The organism is Nocardioides sp. NPDC127503 (assembly GCF_040302165.1).
Classification (GTDB): Bacteria; Actinomycetota; Actinomycetes; order Propionibacteriales; family Nocardioidaceae; genus Nocardioides.
The window spans coordinates 153,549-169,136 of sequence record NZ_JBEORH010000008.1 but is presented as its reverse complement, the minus strand read 5'-3'; the positions used below and the strand labels follow the sequence as shown (position 1 = coordinate 169,136).

The 15,588-nt window shown below is 69.2% G+C and carries 14 protein-coding genes and 1 pseudogene; 11 read left to right on the top strand and 4 right to left on the bottom strand.

What is annotated here, in order from left to right; all coding sequences use genetic code 11:
- Nucleotides 1–193 precede the first annotated feature (193 nt).
- The gene (locus ABTW65_RS18985; protein WP_350662881.1) at nt 194–1,594 is read left to right on the top strand and encodes a lytic transglycosylase domain-containing protein; all 1,401 of its coding nucleotides are present in this window, start codon (nt 194–196) and stop codon (nt 1,592–1,594) included.
- Between the two features lie 9 nt (nt 1,595–1,603).
- On the opposite strand, the gene curA is transcribed toward ABTW65_RS18985, so the two are convergent.
- Nucleotides 1,604–2,620: an NADPH-dependent curcumin/dihydrocurcumin reductase gene (gene curA, locus ABTW65_RS18980; RefSeq protein WP_350662879.1), complete on the bottom strand. Its 1,017-nt coding sequence runs from the start codon at nt 2,618–2,620 to the stop codon at nt 1,604–1,606.
- A gap of 65 nt (nt 2,621–2,685) precedes the next feature.
- On the opposite strand from curA, the gene ABTW65_RS18975 reads away from it, so the two are divergent.
- The 6 genes and pseudogenes from ABTW65_RS18975 (at nt 2,686) to ABTW65_RS18950 (ending at nt 7,688) form a co-directional block, all read left to right on the top strand.
- Entirely contained in the window at nt 2,686–3,576 is an 891-nt protein-coding gene (locus ABTW65_RS18975; RefSeq protein ID WP_350662876.1) for an amidohydrolase family protein, read from the top strand.
- Nucleotides 3,573–4,106 (top strand): cysteine dioxygenase, encoded by a 534-nt coding sequence (locus tag ABTW65_RS18970; RefSeq protein WP_350662874.1) that lies wholly within the window; start codon nt 3,573–3,575, stop codon nt 4,104–4,106. Before ABTW65_RS18975 ends, ABTW65_RS18970 begins: the two co-directional genes overlap by 4 nt.
- A gap of 196 nt (nt 4,107–4,302) precedes the next feature.
- Nucleotides 4,303–5,025: pseudogene (locus ABTW65_RS18965) on the top strand (ABC transporter ATP-binding protein); the annotation flags it as partial.
- Between the two features lie 335 nt (nt 5,026–5,360).
- Complete coding sequence (locus tag ABTW65_RS18960; RefSeq protein WP_350662870.1) at nt 5,361–6,017, top strand: ABC transporter permease; 657 nt, start codon at nt 5,361–5,363, stop codon at nt 6,015–6,017.
- Nucleotides 6,014–6,733, top strand: a complete 720-nt coding sequence (locus tag ABTW65_RS18955; RefSeq protein WP_350662868.1) for an ABC transporter permease — start codon at nt 6,014–6,016, stop codon at nt 6,731–6,733. The genes ABTW65_RS18960 and ABTW65_RS18955 overlap by 4 nt, the downstream gene beginning before the upstream one ends.
- Nucleotides 6,734–6,761: 28 nt before the next feature.
- Nucleotides 6,762–7,688: an ABC transporter substrate-binding protein gene (locus ABTW65_RS18950; protein ID WP_350662866.1), complete on the top strand. Its 927-nt coding sequence runs from the start codon at nt 6,762–6,764 to the stop codon at nt 7,686–7,688.
- Here the strand turns inward: ABTW65_RS18950 and ABTW65_RS18945 are convergent.
- Nucleotides 7,681–8,256: a TetR/AcrR family transcriptional regulator gene (locus tag ABTW65_RS18945; protein WP_350662864.1), complete on the bottom strand. Its 576-nt coding sequence runs from the start codon at nt 8,254–8,256 to the stop codon at nt 7,681–7,683. The genes ABTW65_RS18950 and ABTW65_RS18945 overlap by 8 nt on opposite strands.
- A 141-nt stretch (nt 8,257–8,397) precedes the next feature.
- On the opposite strand from ABTW65_RS18945, the gene ABTW65_RS18940 reads away from it, so the two are divergent.
- From ABTW65_RS18940 to ABTW65_RS18930, 3 genes are all read left to right on the top strand, one after another.
- Nucleotides 8,398–8,970, top strand: a complete 573-nt coding sequence (locus ABTW65_RS18940; RefSeq protein ID WP_350662861.1) for a hypothetical protein — start codon at nt 8,398–8,400, stop codon at nt 8,968–8,970.
- 1 nt (nt 8,971) lies between these two features.
- A complete protein-coding gene (locus ABTW65_RS18935; protein ID WP_350662859.1) occupies nt 8,972–10,426 on the top strand; it encodes a dihydrolipoyl dehydrogenase family protein in 1,455 nt (484 codons plus the stop codon).
- A 158-nt stretch (nt 10,427–10,584) separates the two neighbouring features.
- The gene (locus ABTW65_RS18930; protein ID WP_350662857.1) at nt 10,585–10,821 is read left to right on the top strand and encodes a DUF7218 family protein; all 237 of its coding nucleotides are present in this window, start codon (nt 10,585–10,587) and stop codon (nt 10,819–10,821) included.
- Nucleotides 10,822–10,875: 54 nt separating this feature from the next.
- Here the strand turns inward: ABTW65_RS18930 and ABTW65_RS18925 are convergent, their stop codons facing one another.
- Nucleotides 10,876–13,167 carry a choice-of-anchor J domain-containing protein gene (locus tag ABTW65_RS18925; RefSeq protein ID WP_350662855.1) on the bottom strand — a complete coding sequence of 764 codons (2,292 nt, stop codon included), beginning with the start codon at nt 13,165–13,167 and terminating at the stop codon, nt 10,876–10,878.
- A 154-nt stretch (nt 13,168–13,321) separates the two neighbouring features.
- Nucleotides 13,322–14,518, bottom strand: coding sequence for a DUF8462 domain-containing protein (locus ABTW65_RS18920; RefSeq protein WP_350662853.1), 1,197 nt, complete (start codon nt 14,516–14,518; stop codon nt 13,322–13,324).
- Nucleotides 14,519–14,723: 205 nt separating this feature from the next.
- On the opposite strand from ABTW65_RS18920, the gene ABTW65_RS18915 reads away from it, so the two are divergent.
- The gene (locus ABTW65_RS18915; protein ID WP_350662851.1) at nt 14,724–15,587 is read left to right on the top strand and encodes an Fpg/Nei family DNA glycosylase; all 864 of its coding nucleotides are present in this window, start codon (nt 14,724–14,726) and stop codon (nt 15,585–15,587) included.
- Nucleotide 15,588: the final 1 nt, after the last annotated feature.

Sequence of the window (15,588 nt, the reverse complement as noted above, 5' to 3'; positions counted from 1 at the left end):
GTCGTCCACGGTGACAGGCGCAAGGTGAGACCAGGCGGCGAGCCGGGGAACACCAGCCCAACGTCAGGTGGCCCGACCGTTGCCGTTCTTCACCAACGTGGGGGGATTTCTAATTGCAGGGCGCCGATCGGGAATACCTGGGTAGGCTCATGGGACGGACACGTACCCCACGCGTGGAAGAGGTGAGACCGGCATGACCAAAGAACCCCGAAAATTCTGGGCCAGAAGCATCAGTACAGCGGCGCTGACCAGCATCGGGCCTCGGGCCGTTGCCGCCGTCGCGCTGACCGCTGCCTTCGCGGTCCTGGCCCCGAACGAGGCACGCCTCGACACCGGTCATCAGCAGCCTGAGCTGCCCGATCCGGGTGCTCTTCAGGACCCCCTCGGCATCTCCAATGGCCTGGGTGGCGTGAAGAACCTGACCCCGACCGACGCAGTGAGGCTCGCCTCCAACGCTGAGGAGCTGGCGATCCCGCCGGTCGCCCTCGCTGCCTACCAGCGCTCGGCCACCGTGCTCAACGACGCCGACGCCGCCTGCCGCATCGACTGGGCGCTGGTCGCCGCGATCGGCATGGTCGAGAGCAACCACGGCCGCTTCGGCGGCAGCGAGCTCAACTCCAACGGCCTCGCCCTCCCCGCGATCATCGGCCCGCAGCTCAACGGCGCCGGCAACTTCGCGGCGATCCGCGACACCGACAACGGCCTCTACGACCACGACACGGTCTACGACCACGCGGTCGGCCCGATGCAGTTCATCCCCTCCACCTGGACGGTCGTGGGCACCGACGGTGACGGCGACAACCGCCGCGACCCGCAGGACGTCGACGATGCTGCCATCGCCACCGCGGCCTACCTGTGCGCCGGCACCGATGACGTCAGCACCGACTCCGGCGCCCAGTCCGCGGTCTACCGCTACAACCAGAGCGACACGTACGTCGAGGCAGTGCTGAAGATCGCCGACCAGTACCGCAACGGGGAGTTCCCGGGCTCACCGAGCGTGGACGGTGGGTCCCCCTCCTCGATGAGGACCACCGTGTCCGCGCTCCCGCGCACCTCGAACACCGTCGCGCCGAAGTCGGACAACAAGTCCGACGGCGCCACCAAGACTCCAGTTCCTCCCGACTCGGGCGACAACGAGCCCGACCCGTCGACGGAACCCACCACGGGCCCGAGCACGGACCCGACCTCCGAGCCCAGTACGGATCCCGGCGACGGCCAGACCAGCGAGCCGGTCGACCCCACCCCGACGCCCACCCCGACTCCCACGCCGACTCCGACCCCAACGCCCACCCCGACTCCCACCGACGCCGCAACGGAGGCGACGCTCGCGGAGCCCTGCAAGGTGGCGACGCTCGCGGTCTACGGAGAGACGTTCGAGGTGGATGACAAGGTCACCTACGACGCCGTGATCGCCAACTGCATCGCCACGTTCGAGCCTGGGACCACCATGCCCGAGGGCCTCACAATCAGGGACCACCTCCGCACCCTCTACGGCACCCCGGAGTTCCCCAACCTCAAGGCGCCCACAGCGGAGGACGGAACCACGGCGCCCGACGAGACGGTCGCGGAGTCCCCGACCGCCTCGTCGTCGTAGCGATCCGGGTCAGCTGACCTTGATCACCGTCTTGCCGAAGTTCTGACCCCGGAGCATCCGGTTGAACGCGGCGGGCGCGTTCTCGAGCCCCTCGGTGATGTCCTCGCGGTAGCGGAGCTTGCCCTCGGCCAGCCAGCCGGTCGCCTCGGCGAGGAAGGTCTGCTCGTGGTCACGGGCGAACTCGGTCTGGATGAAACCCCTGATCAGCAGGGACTTGTTGAGCACGTGCCGCATCAGGCCGGGCGCCCGGTCGGGCCCCTCGGGAGCGGCGGTGTCGTTGTAGTGGGCGACGATCCCGCAGACCGGCACCCGGGCGTACTTGTTGAGGCACGGCAGGACCGCGTTCCACACGTGGCCGCCGACGTTCTCGAAGTAGACGTCGATGCCGTCGGGGACCGCCGCCTTCAGCTGCTCCTTGAAGTCGGGCGCGCGGTGGTCGAGGGCGGCGTCGAAGCCGAGCTCGTTCAGATGCGCGACCTTCTCCGGGCCGCCGGCGATCCCCACCGCGCGGCAGCCGAGGATCTTCGCGATCTGTCCGACCGTGGCGCCGACGGGACCGGTCGCCGCCGCCACCACGACGGTCTCGCCCGGCTTCGGCTGCCCGATCTGGGTCAGCCCCGCGTACGCCGTGAACCCGGGCATCCCCAGCACGCCCAGTGCGGTGGAGACCGGCGCGAGGGACGGGTCGAGGCGGCGGGTGTGCTTGGCCGGCGCGACGGAGAACGCCTGCCAGCCTCCGTACGCCAGCACCACGTCGCCCACCTGCCGCGACGGGTCCCGCGACTCCACCACCTCGGCGACTGTGGCGCCGGGCAGCACGTCGCCCAGAGCGGTCGGCTCGGCGTACGACGGCGCATCGCTCATCCGGCCGCGCATGTAGGGGTCGAGCGAGAGGAATTTCGTACGCAGCAGCACCTCGCCCTCCGCGGGCGTCGGCACCTCGGAGGTGACGATCGAGAAGTCTTCAGCGGTCGGCTCGCCGACCGGGCGAGTGCGGAGCAGGATCTGGGTGTTCGTGTCGGTCATCCCGCAATCGTGCCTCACCGGCGGGCAGGCTTGCTTAATCACGACTAAAACTATTGACTTAGCCCATGAAGCGCCAGGTCGACGTCCACCAGCACCTGTGGCCGCCTGGGCTGGTCGACGAGCTGCGCCGCCGGCGGCAGCGTCCGTACCTCGACGGCTGGGTGCTCCACCTCGACGGAGAGCCGCCCTACGCCGTCGACCCCGGAGATCACGACCTCGCCCGCCGCGCGGCGCAGGAGGACGGGCTCGTCCTGCTGTCACTCTCCAGCCCGCTGGGGATCGAGTCGCTCGCCCCGGCCGAGGCGCACGGACTGCTCGACGCCTGGCACGGCTTCGCCGACGATCTGCCTGACGACTACGGGCTGTGGGCCGCACCCGCGCTCGTCGAACCGGACCTCGACGGCCTCGCCAAGACGCTGGCGCATGACCGCGTCCACGGCCTCCAGGTCCCGGCGACCGCCCTGGCCACCCCGTCCGCGCTCGAGAGCCTGGCTCCGGTCCTCGCCACCGCCCAGCACGCCGACCTGCCGGTCCTCGTGCACCCCGGACCCGCGACGGATCCCGCGACAGGCGGACCCGGCTGGTGGCCCGCCCTCACCTCGTACGTCGCCCAGCAGAGCGCCGCGTGGCACTCCTGGCACATCGCGGGCCGGTCGCTGCTGCCGACGCTGCGGATCGCGTTCGTCGGCCTGGCCGGCCTCGCGCCGCTCCACCACGAGCGCCTCGCGCAACGCGGCGGGGAGCTCGGCGCGATCGACCGGCACATCTACTACGAGACCTCGTCCTACGGCACCCAGGCGATCGACGCGATGTCGCGCGTGGTCGGCGTGGATCCGCTGGTGAACGGCTCGGACCGCCCATATGCCGAGCCGACCGACCCCGGCCTCGGCGAGGCCCTGAGCCACGCGATCTTCGTCGCCAACCCGCACCACCTGCTCACCGGAGGAGACCGATGACCATCACCGAACCGACCGTCGACACCGTTCTGAGCGCCGCGAACCTGCCCGAGCTGCCGGGACGTACGCTCACTCCCGGCGAGCTCCGTGCCTGGGTCGACGAGCTCGCCGCGCACCCCGAGCGGTGGGCGCACCTCGTGCGCCACGACACCGGTGGTCGCCACTACGTCTCGCTCTACCGGGACAAGGACATCGACGTCTGGCTGCTGTGCTGGAACACCGTCGACGACACCGGCTGGCACGACCACGACATCTCCTCGGGCGCGGTCGCGGTGACCCACGGATCGGTCTTCGAGCAGCAACCGAGGTTCGGCGGCGAGCCCGTGCAACGGGAGGTCGGCGCGGGCCGCAGCTTCGGCTTCGGCCCCGACCACATCCACCGGATGAGCGGTGCGATCGACGGCTCGGTCTCGATCCACGCCTACTCGCCGCCGCTGTGGCGGATGGGGCAGTACGCGATCAGCGACGACGGCGTGATGCGCCGCGTCTCGGTCTCCTACGCCGACGAGCTGCGCCCGCTGGAGGACTGAACCACCTGCAGGGCCCGGTTGACCGGCAGACCCGGACGGATGTGGCACATTTCAAGCATCGAGAACCGATGCTCGGACACCGAACCCGACTTTCCTTTTCTGTTTAACATCTTCGGTTCCGTCCCCTGATCTGGCAGGCTGAGGATCTTGTGCAACGGCGTCCGCAGATGAAGAACGACAGACAGGAGCGGTGGCTGTGATCGAGTTCGAGGGCGTGACCAAACGCTATCCGGACGGCACCGTTGCGGTGGAGGACCTCTCCTTGACGGTCGAGACCGGGCAGATCACCGTGTTCGTCGGGCCGTCGGGATGTGGCAAGACGACCGCGCTGCGGATGATCAACCGGATGATCGAGCCGACCTCCGGCCGGATCCTGATCGACGGTGACGACGTCACCAGCCGCCCGGAGGCGCAGCTGCGGCGTGAGATCGGCTACGTGATCCAGGGCGCCGGGCTCTTCCCGCACCGGACGGTGCTCGACAACGTCGCGACCGTCCCGATCCTGCAGGGCATCTCCCGCCGGGAGGCCCGCACCAGCGCCCTCGACCTGCTCGAGCGCGTCGGGCTCGCCGCCAACCTCGGCGAGCGCTACCCGGCCCAGCTCTCGGGCGGCCAGCAGCAGCGCGTCGGCGTCGCCCGGGCGCTCGCGGCCGACCCGCCGGTGCTGCTGATGGACGAGCCGTTCTCGGCCGTCGACCCGGTCGTACGCGACGACCTCCAGCAGGAGCTGCTCAGGCTCCAGGGCGAGCTCGGCAAGACGATCGTCCTGGTCACCCACGACATCGACGAGGCGATCCGCCTCGGCGACAAGGTCGCCGTCTTCGCCCAGGGCGCCCGCCTGGCCCAGTACGCCCCGCCTGCCGACCTCCTCGCCGCCCCGGCCGACGACTTCGTCGCCTCGCTCGTCGGCCGCGACCGCGGCTTCCGGGGCCTCGGCTTCGCCGAAGGGAGCTCGGTCGCGCTCAAGCCCATCGACCACGGCGTCAACGGGCTCACCCTCGAGGTCGACCACGACGGCCGGCCACTGGGCTGGCGCGGTTCCGACGGGCTGCTGCCGACCGAGGGCACCTTCAGCGACGGCGCCAACCTGCGTACGGTCACCGACCTGGTCATCCTCTCGCCCGCCGGTGCCGCGATCCGGGTCGACACCGAGGGTCGAGCCGATGGGCTGGTCCTGCTGGAGGACCTCGCCGGCAGCGTACGTTCGCAGCAGCGGGAGCGACTGGCGGCCCTGGCTTCCGCGGAGGAGGCTGGGTGAGCGACATCTGGCGCTATCTCGAGACCAACATGGACGAGGTCCTCACCGCGCTCGTCCAGCACATCTGGCTCGCTCTGATTCCGGTGGCGATCGCCTTCGTCCTCGCCCTGCCGCTGGGCGCCCTGGTCCATCGCTACGTCCCGGCACGCCACATCGCGCTCACCGCCGGCAGCGTGATCTACACCGTCCCGTCGCTGGCCCTGCTCCTGCTGCTCCCGGGCATCCTCGGCACCAGCGTCCTCGACCCGATCAACGTGGTCATCGCGCTCACCCTCTACTCGCTCGCCCTGCTCGTCCGCACGACCGCCGACGGTCTCGACGCGGTCGACACCACCGTCCTGCAGGCCGCCACCGCGATGGGCTATCGGCCCGTACGCCGCTGGTTCACGGTCCAGCTGCCGCTGGCGATGCCGGTGATCCTGACCGGTCTGCGGGTGGCGACCGTGGCCAACGTGAGCATGGTCAGCATCGCGGCCCTGATCGGCATCGGTGGTCTCGGGCAGCTCTTCACCCGTGGCTTCCAGCTCGGCTTCTATCTGCCGCCGATCATCATCGGACTGGTCCTCTCGGTCGCCCTCGCGGTCATCGCCGACGTCCTCATCGTCGCCCTCCAGCGCGGGCTCACCCCGTGGGCAAGGGCGGGTGCGCGATGAGTCTCGACTACCTGCTCGACGCCGCCAACTGGTCGCTGACCAGCCCCGACGGCTTCCCACAGCGCATCCTCGAGCACCTCGGCTACACCGTCCTCGCCCTGGCGATCGCGGCCGTGATCGCGTTCCCGATCGGCCTGCTGATCGGCCACACCGGCCGTGGCGCGCTGATCGCCATCAACCTCGGCAACGCCGGTCGCGCGCTGCCGACCCTCGGCGTACTCATGCTCGCGCTCGGCCTGGTCGGGATCGGTCTGGTCCCGGTCACGATCGCCCTGGTCGTGCTCGCCATCCCGCCCATCCTGGCCACGACGTACGCAGGCATCCAGTCCGTCGCCGACGAGACCGTCGACGCGGCGCGAGGTGTCGGCATGACCGAGGCCCAGATCGCCTGGCGCGTCGAGGTCCCGATCGCCCTGCCGATCATCATCGGCGGCCTGCGCAACGCGTCGCTCCAGGTGGTCTCGACCGCGACCATCGCTGCGTACGCCGGTCTCGGCGGCCTCGGCCGCTATCTCTTCGACGGTCTGGCCACGCTCCAGTACGACCAGGTGGTCGCCGGCGCGATCGTGCTCGCCGTGCTCGCGGTCGCGATCGACCTGGCGCTCGCGGGTGCGCAGCGACTCCTCGTCTCGCCCGGTGTCGACGGCCGCGAAGCCGGCAACCGTCCGACCACCCTCCGCCCCGAACCCGCCGGCCAGCCCGCTGCCGCCGGCTGATCAATCCAGTAACCCGAGAGGTATCTCAATGTCCCGCCGAATCCGCACCACCGCGTACCTGTTCGCGACGCTCGCCGTGGCAGGCACCCTGACCGCCTGCGGCGGTGACCCGCTCGACTCCGGATCGGACTCCGACTCCGGCGGCGGCACGATCGTCGTCGGCTCGGCCAACTTCCCCGAGAGCGAGCTGCTCATGGAGATGTACGCCCAGGCTCTCGAGGCCGAGGGCGTCAAGGTCGAGACCAAGCCCAACATCGGGTCCCGCGAGGTCTACATGGAGGCCTTCAAGAGCGGCGACATCGACCTGCTGCCGGAGTACAACGGCGCCCTGCTGGCCTACCTGAAGCCCGACGGCGTCCCGGAGAACGTCTCGGCCCCCGAGGACGTCTACGAGGCGCTCCAGGACGTACTGCCGGAGGGTAGCGAGACCCTGCCGCAGTCGGAGGCCGAGGACAAGGACACCCTCACCGTCTCCAAGGAGACCGCCGACAAGTACTCCCTGAAGAGCATCGAGGACCTGGCTCCGGTCGCGAAGGACCTCTCGCTCGGCGGCGCCCCGGAGTTCAAGGAGCGCCACCAGGGGCTGGTCGGTCTCGAGGAGGTCTACGGGGTCACGTTCAAGGAGTTCAAGCCGCTCGACGCCGGCGGCCCGCTGACGACCAGCGCGCTGGCAAAGGGCGACATCGACGTCGCCAACGTCTTCTCCACCGACTCGTCGATCCCCACCAACGGCTGGGTCGTCCTCGAGGACCCGGAGAACCTCTTCCTCTCCCAGAACGTCGTCCCGCTGATCCGCTCCGAGGCGCTCAGCAGCGACGCCGAGACCGCGCTCAACTCGGTCTCCGAGGCGCTGACCACCGCCAACCTCACCGAGGCGCTCGCCAAGGTCCAGGTCGACAAGGCCTCCCCGGCCACGGTCGCCAAGGAGTTCCTCGCCGAGAACGGCGTCAGCTGAGCGCTGACCCCAGGTTGCTCCGGTAGGTGAGAAGTCCCTCGAGCCCTCGTAGGAACGTCTCACCGACCGGGGCGGGATCGGTCAGACAGCCGGCCGCCATCGCACCGTCTCGCAACATGACGAAGTGGCGGCCGGCAAACTCCGAATCAGGCTTCCCGGTCGCCGCGAAGAGCTCGGTCATCGTGGCCAGGAACCACTGGCGGTGCTTCAGCACCGCCTGATGGACCACGTGTTCCGGGTCCGGGTATTCGGCCGCGGCGTTGAGGAACGCGCAGCCTCGGAACCCCTCGCCCTGGATGTCCTCGGCGATCGACCGGCCGACGGTCCGAATGAGGTCGTCGGGGTCCTCGACCTCCGACCGGGCGGCATCCACGCGCGCCCGGATCGCCTCGTCGGCCTGCGTCAGGTACGCCACGACGAGCTCGTCCTTGCTCCGAAAGTGCCGATAGAGCGTCGCCCGCGTGACCTGCGCCTCGGCGATCACGCGATCCACTCCGACCGAGTGCAGGCCCTCGGCGTAGAAGAGCCGACTCGCCGTGCTGAGCAGTCGGTCCCGGGCCTCAGACATCCGTCACTTCCTCTCGTTCTCGTTGGCTCGACGGTAGCAGACAGAACGATCGGTCTTGCATTGACAGACGAGCTGGTGCAGACTCTCGATGCAGGTAGAACGATCGTTCTGTCTCTCAGCTTGATCCATGAAAGGGATCTGATGTCCACCTCCGTCGAGACCGGTCATTCCGGCACACTGAGCGCCCCGACCAACGCGCTGCCGAAGCTCTACTTCGCCCGCTTCGGGTTCGCGATCGTCTGGGCCGTACTCGTCGCCCTCACCGCGACGACCCTCAACGCCGCGAGCATCGCGCTGCTGGTGATCTACCCGCTGTTCGACGTGGCGGCCGCCGTGATCGACCACCGCACCTCGGGCGCCAACGGCCCGCGCGTCCTGCTCTACGTCAACATGGCGCTCAGCCTGCTCACCGCTGTCGGCGTCGCCGTCGCCGCCACCTCCGGGATCCCGGGCATCCTGCGGGTGTGGGGTGCCTGGGCGATCACCGCCGGGCTGGTCCAGCTGTTCGTCGCGGTGCGGCGCTACCGACTCGGTGGCCAGTGGGCGATGATCCTCAGCGGCGGGATCTCGACGTTCGCCGGAACCGGTTTCATCCTGATGGCCGCCGGCCCGAAGGCGTCGCTCACCGGCCTCGCGGGCTACGCGACATTGGGCGGCATCTTCTTCCTCATTTCTGCCCTCCGCCTGCGCCAGCGCGCAGGTAAGGTCAACTGACATGACGAGCACCAGCCAGGACCTGACCGTCGACGTCATCATCATCGGCGGCGGTCCGACCGGCGAGAACGTCGCCGACCGCGTCGTCCAAGGCGGCCTGACCGCAGCGCTTGTCGAGCGCGAGCTCGTCGGCGGGGAGTGCTCCTACTGGGCCTGCATGCCGACGAAGGCCCTCCTTCGGGACGCGGCGGCGCTGCGTGCCGCCCAAGCGCTCCCGGCCGCCGGCCAAGCGGTCACGGGCAAGCTCGACCCCTCCGCCGTGTTCGCCCGGCGTGACGAGTTCGCGTCCCACTGGAAGGACACCGGCCAGGTCGAGTGGCTGACTGGAGCCGGGATCACCCTGGTCCGCGGCCGCGGGCGCATCACCGGCACCCGCTCGGTCACGGTCACCGCCGACGACGGCACGACCACCAACCTTCAGGCTCGCCACGCCGTGGTCGTCTCCACAGGCAGTTCCTCCCTCATCCCGCCGATCCCCGGGCTGGAGGAGGCCAAGCCCTGGACGAACCGCGAGGCCGCCGGCGCCCAGTCCGTCCCCGATCGCCTGGCGATCATCGGCGGCGGGGTGGTCGGCGCCGAGATGGCGACCGCCTTCAGCGCCCTCGGGTCGCAGGTGACCATGATCTCCCGCACCCGGCTTCTGCCGAGCGTAGAGAAGTTCGCGGGTGAGCAGGTAGCCGAGGCGCTCCGGACGTACGGAGTCACGATTCACCTCGACGCCGGCGCGACCGAGGCTCGGCGTGATGATGGCGGCGAGGTGCGGGTGACCCTCTCGGACGGCACCGAGGTGACCGCCGACGAGGTCCTCGTGGCCACCGGTCGGATTCCCAACACCAAGGACCTCGGGCTCGAGCACGTCGGTCTCGAGCCGGGCAGCTGGCTGAAGGTCGACGACGCCTTGGCCGTGGTCGACGACAGCGGGCAGCTCGAGGACGGCTGGCTCTATGCCGCGGGCGACGTCAACCATCGAGCGCTGCTGACCCACCACGGGAAATACCAGGCTCGCTCGCTCGGCGATCTCATCGCGGCACGCGCTCGCGGTGAGGAGCCCGACCTGAGCGCCTGGGGGCGTCACGCCGCCACCGCCGACGAGCGCGCCACCACCCAGGTGATCTTCACCGACCCCGAGGTCGTCGCCGTCGGACACACCGCCGAATCGGCCGAGGCGGCCGGCATCGAGGTCGGCGTCGTCGACTACGACCTCGGCTCGATCGCCGGAGCGTCGCTCCACGCCGACGGCTACCGTGGCCAGGCGCGGATGGTCATCGACGAGCAGCGCAAGACCCTGGTCGGCTTCACCGCCGTCGGCCCGGACATCTCCGAACTCCTGCACGCGGCCACGATCGCCGTCGTCGGCGAGGTCCCGCTGGACCGCCTGTGGCACGCGGTCCCCGCCTACCCGACGATCAGCGAGATCTGGCTGCGCCTGCTCGAGACGGCGGGACGCGATCGGTAGTGACGAGAACTCCAGCTCGCAATCGCGTGCCGGAGAGCCTCACCGGCTGGCGTCCGGCTCTACTCGACGTCGACCTAGTCCGGGGCCATCCCCGGGAAGTGCATGCCGTCCGAAACCGCGGGTACCGCCGTTGGCAGACCACGGACGATGGAGGAGCCATGCCCAGCAAGTCCGCCAACGTGAAGAACGAAGAGCAGTATGAGGCGCTCAAGGACAAGGGGATGTCCAAGCAGCGCGCCGCCAAGATCGCTAACACTCCTGACGCCTCCAAGAAGGGCGGCAAGACGAGCGGCAGCGGAAAGAAGAACAACGACGGTAGCCAGGGCGGCACCACCGCCCAGAAGAAGAAGGCGGGTAGCAAAGGCGGCAAAGCGACCGCCAAGAAGAAGAGCTGACGTACGGGCCGCGGCCGTCCTCCGACGGCCGCGGCCCGCTCATCAGCTGGGCGGTCAGCCGCCCGGCTGGGTGACCCCGTCGACCGTCAGGGTGTAGCGCGCCGGGTCGGCCACGCTCTCCGTCGGATCGTCGAACATCACGATCGCCGCCACGGTGTCGGCAGTGTCACCGATCGCGGCGTCGAGCGCGGCACCGCTGAGGGTGCCGTCGAACGACTCGTCCAGCGCGAGCGTGTGCACCCACGCAGGCGAGCCCGCCGGGCCGTACGCCACCAGCTGGACGGTCCAGCCCTCGACCGGAGTCGGGTTGACCTGCGACATCGACTGCCAGCCGGCCAGGGTGTCGCTGGGCAGCGCGGTGCCGCCCACGGCGATGTCACGCACCCAGAAGCCGGACTCGTCGACCCCGGAGTCGGTGATGTAGCGGAACGCCACCAGCACGCTCTGCCCGCCGTACGTCGACAGGTCGGCACTCTGCTGCCGCCAGCCTCCGGAGTCGCCGGAGAAGCCGGGCAGGTTGTCGACCACGGTCGGGATGGCACCCGGGTCGTGCTCGCTGGTCGTGTCGGCGGTGGCCAGGCTCTGCCAGGTCTCACCGCCGTCGGTGGAGACCTGGACGTAGCCGAAGTCCCAGCCGACCTCCGCGTCCCACAGGGCGTCGAAGGTCAGCGACGCTCCGCCGGCCGGCACGTCGACCGCCCGCACGACCGACCGGTCGAGGTTCGGCCCACAACCGGCGTAGAGGGCCGCCGCTCCGGTGCCGTCGGCAGGCGGCGAGCCACAGCTGCTGTCGGCCGTCGTGGCGTCCGGCGGGGTGGTGTCGACCGTCCACTCGACCGGCTTGGGCTCCAACGCCGACGCCCCGTCGAAGCTGAGCGACTCGATCTCGCCCGCCGAGAGGTAGGCCCCGGCGCCGTCGCGCAGGCGTACGTAGTCCGAGCCGTTCGGCGGTGCGCCGTTCTCGTTCCACGCCTCGGGGTTGTCCCAATTGACCTTCGCGGACAGCGAGTCGGCCTGGAAGGTCGCCGCGTCACCGCCGTTCAGGTTGCCGCCGTTGGCGTCCAGTGCCGCGTCGAGAGCCACCATGGCGGCCCAGTCGTGGATCGTCTGCTGGGCGGAGATCCCGGCGTCGAACTGGTCCAGCACGATCTGGAGCCCCTCGATACCACCGGCGTCCTCACGGTGCAGCGCGCTGAGGAAGTCGGGGCCGTAGTGGCTGGCCAGATACTGCATGAACGAATAGACCGCGCCGTAGTCGCACAGCGTCTCCGGCCCGCCCTGGTCGCCCCAGCCGGTCAGCGAGTTCTCCGAGCCACCGAATGCCGGATCGAGATAGCCCATGAAGCACGCCAGGTGCGAGTCCGCGCCGGGATCGTCAGGTGGGGTGCTCGGGTCGACGTAACCGACCAGGGTCTGGGCGTAGTCAGACAGGCCCTCGTTGATCCAGGAGACCTCGTCGGCATCCTCGTAGTACTCCAGCAGGTGCTGGTACTCGTGCGCGAAGGTGCCCTCGTACAGCAGCGGCCGAGATGCGCCGACCAGCCGTCCGGGAGCGCTGTTCAGCTCCTCGTTGCAGGCGACGTACGCCGGATCGGTGCTGTCGTCGGGCGGGTTGGTGCCGGTGCGGTGCAGCCAGTCGAAGACATCGATGCTCATCACGTTGCGGTCGAAGTACTCGTTGAAGACCGAGTAGAAGAAGCCCGCGATGTAGGTCTGCCCATCAGGAGTGGCGGGCTCGTAGAAGTTGGCGTCCCGGACGTTGTCGACCAGGACCACGATGTTGTCGCCATCGCCCTTGTACTCCGAGGAGGGCAGGTTCGGGATCAGCCCCGGCAGCGTGGCCTGCTTGCCGTCCCGGTCGGGCGGCACCGAGAACTCCTCCGACTCGATCGGGTAGATGGTGTTGTCGAACTCCGAGATGAAGTTCGAGACCTGGGCGTCGGTGACCTCGGTCAGCCCGAGGGCGTTGCGGCAGTCACCGTCCGGGAACGCCCGGTCATCGGCGACCCACACCTCGATGTTGTCGCCGACGCCGCGCAGTGTGTAGTCCTTGAGGTAGATGCTTCCCTGGGCGTCGTCGAGCCCCAGCCAGGTGCGGCTCTGACCGACCTTCGCGGGTCCCTTCGGCGGCTGTTTGCCGGCCAGGTCACCCCGCTTCCGGTCGATGCCGACCTTCTTGCCGTTGTTGTAGTCGGACCCGGTCTGCTTGAGCTCCTTGGCGGCCCGACCTCGATCATCGTCCGCCGGAGGTGCACTACCGGCGGGTGCGCCGGGCAGCGTCAGGCCGAGGACGAGCGCTCCTGCGGCTCCGATGGTGAGGAGCCGCGTTCTTTTCCAACCACGCATGCGTGGTTCTCCCTCCACTCGTTCGTGCTGCGCCCGAGCTCGCTGCGGGAATGCGGCCGATGTGATGTACGTCACTGGCCACCGCCAAAGTCAAGCACCGTGCCTACGCCAAGGGAAGAGGGAATTACGCCCTGTTTGCGGAGCTGGCGGCGAATTACCCCTGTTGGCGTAAGTAGCGGCCGAAATGAGGGACGGTGAAGGCGATCCGACCGCGCTCGCCGGAGTAGATCAGGCCCTTCTTCATCAGCGCGTCACGCGCCGGGGAGAGCGACTGCGGCTTCTTGTTGAGGAACGCGGCGACGTCCGCGGTGGCGACGGTGCCGATGTCGTCGGCACCGAGCTCGACGGCGGCGTCGGCCATCGCGCGCAGGTAGTCCCGCTCGGCTGGGGTGGCCCGCTCGTAGCGGGAACCGAAGAAGCCGACCGCCAGCTCGCGCTCGGCCTCGGGGGCCGCGACCTTCACGTCCTCGAGGGTGATCGGCGAGCGGGGCGCCTGGTCCCACACGGTCTTGCCGTAGGCCTGGATGAAGTAGGGATAACCGCCGGTGGCGGCGTACATCTCCGCGAGTGCGGCTGCTTCGAACTCGGCCTCCTCCTCACCCGCGGGAGCGGCGAGGGCGCGGTCGGCCGCGTCGCGCTGCAGACGGTCGATGCGCTGGTAGGAGAAGAGCCGCTCGGAGTAGGACTTGCTCGCCGAGAGCACGGCCGGCAGGTGCGGCAGGCCTGCGCCGACGACGATCACCGGCAGCCCCGACTGGCTGATCTCGTGGCAGGCGGCACACATCGCCGAGACGTCGTCGGGACCGAGGTCCTGCATCTCGTCGATGAAGACGCCGACACCCTTGCCCACGTCAGCGGCGAGCCCGCCGACGTCGGTGAGCAGCTCGACCAGGTCGATCTCTATGTCACCAGAGTCGGCCCGGCCTCGCACCGCGGGAGCCTCGATGCCCGGCGACCACTGCTCGCGCAGCTTTGCGTTGGGACCGGCCTCCCGCTGGGCGAAGGAGCGGATCACGCCGAGCACGTGGTCGACGTCGTCGGAGCTCGGATGACCCAGTTCGCGCACCGCCTGGTGCAGGGCGCTCGACAGCGGCCGGCGCAGCGACTGGTCGGGGCGCGCCTCCATCTTCCCGGTGCCCCAGCCCTTGCGGACCGCCGCCGACCGCAGCGTGTTGAGCAGGACGGTCTTACCGACGCCGCGGAGCCCGGTCAGCACCAGCGACCGCTCCGGGCGACCGCGCGCCACCCGCTCCAACACCACGTCGAACTGCCCGAGCTGCTCGTTGCGACCTGCGAGCTCCGGGGGCCGCTGACCGGCGCCGGGAGCGTACGGATTGCGGATGGGGTCCATGATCAGACGATATCCACATCTCTAGGACGCGTCTTAGATTTCGCTAGCGATCCACATCTTTCACGAGCGTAGGTCTCTATTCATCTTTCTAGGATTGATCTTAGAAAGGCGCAGACGCCCGTATCGACCGTTAGTCTCGAACGTGTGTTCGATGATAGCCAGATTCTTCTCCCCTGCGCAAGCCTGACGATCTAGACTCGCGACCATGCCGGAACTCCCCGAGGTGGAAGCGCTCGCCGACGACCTGCGCGGGCGCCTCGACGGCCGTGCGATCACGAAGGTGCACGTCGCGCAGTTCAGCGCGCTGAAGACGTACGATCCGCCGTTGAGCGCGGTCGAGGGCACGCTCGTCGACAACGTGACCCGCCATGGCAAGTTCATCGACATCGAGGCGAGCGGCGTCCATCTCGTGCTGCACCTGGCCCGCGGTGGCTGGATCAGGTGGCGTGACGAGATCCCGGCGGCACCGCCTCGTCCGGGATCGAAGTCGGGGCTGGCGATCCGGGTCGTGCTCGACGACGACACCGGGCTGGACATCACCGAGGGCGGCACCAAGAAGCGCTTGGCGCTCTACGTCGTCCACGACCCGCAGGACGTCCCGGGCGTCGCCTCGCTGGGTCCCGACCCGCTCGCCGATGACTTCACGCTGGCCCGCTTCCGCGAGATCCTCGCAGGTCAGGGCCGCAAGCAGATCAAGGGCGTGCTGCGGATGCAGTCGATCATCGCGGGCATCGGCAACGCCTACTCCGACGAGATCCTGTGGGCAGCGAAGATGTCGCCGTTCAAGCCTGCCGAGATGACCGAGGAGGAGTCGGAGAGCCTCTACAACGCGCTGCGGACGACCCTCAAAGAGGCCGTCGAGCGCGACTCCGGCCTGGCGATGAGCGAGCTGAAGGGCGAGAAGAAGTCCAACCTCGCCGTGCACGGCAAGGCCGGCAAGAAGTGTCCGGTCTGCGGTGACACGGTCCTCGAGGTCAGTTTCGCCGACTCGAGCCTGCAGTACTGCCCCACCTGCCAGACCGGGGGGAAGCCGCTTGCCGATCGCCGGATGTCTCGGCTTCTCAAGTAGG

Excerpts from the sequence above, each read along its gene's own strand:
- ABTW65_RS18985 (WP_350662881.1), top strand. The coding sequence starts at position 194 with ATGACCAAAGAACCCCGAAAATTCTGGGCCAGAAGCATCAGTACAGCG.
- curA (WP_350662879.1), bottom strand. The coding sequence starts at position 2,620 with ATGACCGACACGAACACCCAGATCCTGCTCCGCACTCGCCCGGTCGGC.
- ABTW65_RS18975 (WP_350662876.1), top strand. The coding sequence starts at position 2,686 with ATGAAGCGCCAGGTCGACGTCCACCAGCACCTGTGGCCGCCTGGGCTG.
- ABTW65_RS18970 (WP_350662874.1), top strand. The coding sequence starts at position 3,573 with ATGACCATCACCGAACCGACCGTCGACACCGTTCTGAGCGCCGCGAAC.
- ABTW65_RS18955 (WP_350662868.1), top strand. The coding sequence starts at position 6,014 with ATGAGTCTCGACTACCTGCTCGACGCCGCCAACTGGTCGCTGACCAGC.
- ABTW65_RS18950 (WP_350662866.1), top strand. The coding sequence starts at position 6,762 with ATGTCCCGCCGAATCCGCACCACCGCGTACCTGTTCGCGACGCTCGCC.
- ABTW65_RS18945 (WP_350662864.1), bottom strand. The coding sequence starts at position 8,256 with ATGTCTGAGGCCCGGGACCGACTGCTCAGCACGGCGAGTCGGCTCTTC.
- ABTW65_RS18940 (WP_350662861.1), top strand. The coding sequence starts at position 8,398 with ATGTCCACCTCCGTCGAGACCGGTCATTCCGGCACACTGAGCGCCCCG.
- ABTW65_RS18935 (WP_350662859.1), top strand. The coding sequence starts at position 8,972 with ATGACGAGCACCAGCCAGGACCTGACCGTCGACGTCATCATCATCGGC.
- ABTW65_RS18930 (WP_350662857.1), top strand. The coding sequence starts at position 10,585 with ATGCCCAGCAAGTCCGCCAACGTGAAGAACGAAGAGCAGTATGAGGCG.
- ABTW65_RS18925 (WP_350662855.1), bottom strand. The coding sequence starts at position 13,167 with ATGCGTGGTTGGAAAAGAACGCGGCTCCTCACCATCGGAGCCGCAGGA.
- ABTW65_RS18920 (WP_350662853.1), bottom strand. The coding sequence starts at position 14,518 with ATGGACCCCATCCGCAATCCGTACGCTCCCGGCGCCGGTCAGCGGCCC.
- ABTW65_RS18915 (WP_350662851.1), top strand. The coding sequence starts at position 14,724 with ATGCCGGAACTCCCCGAGGTGGAAGCGCTCGCCGACGACCTGCGCGGG.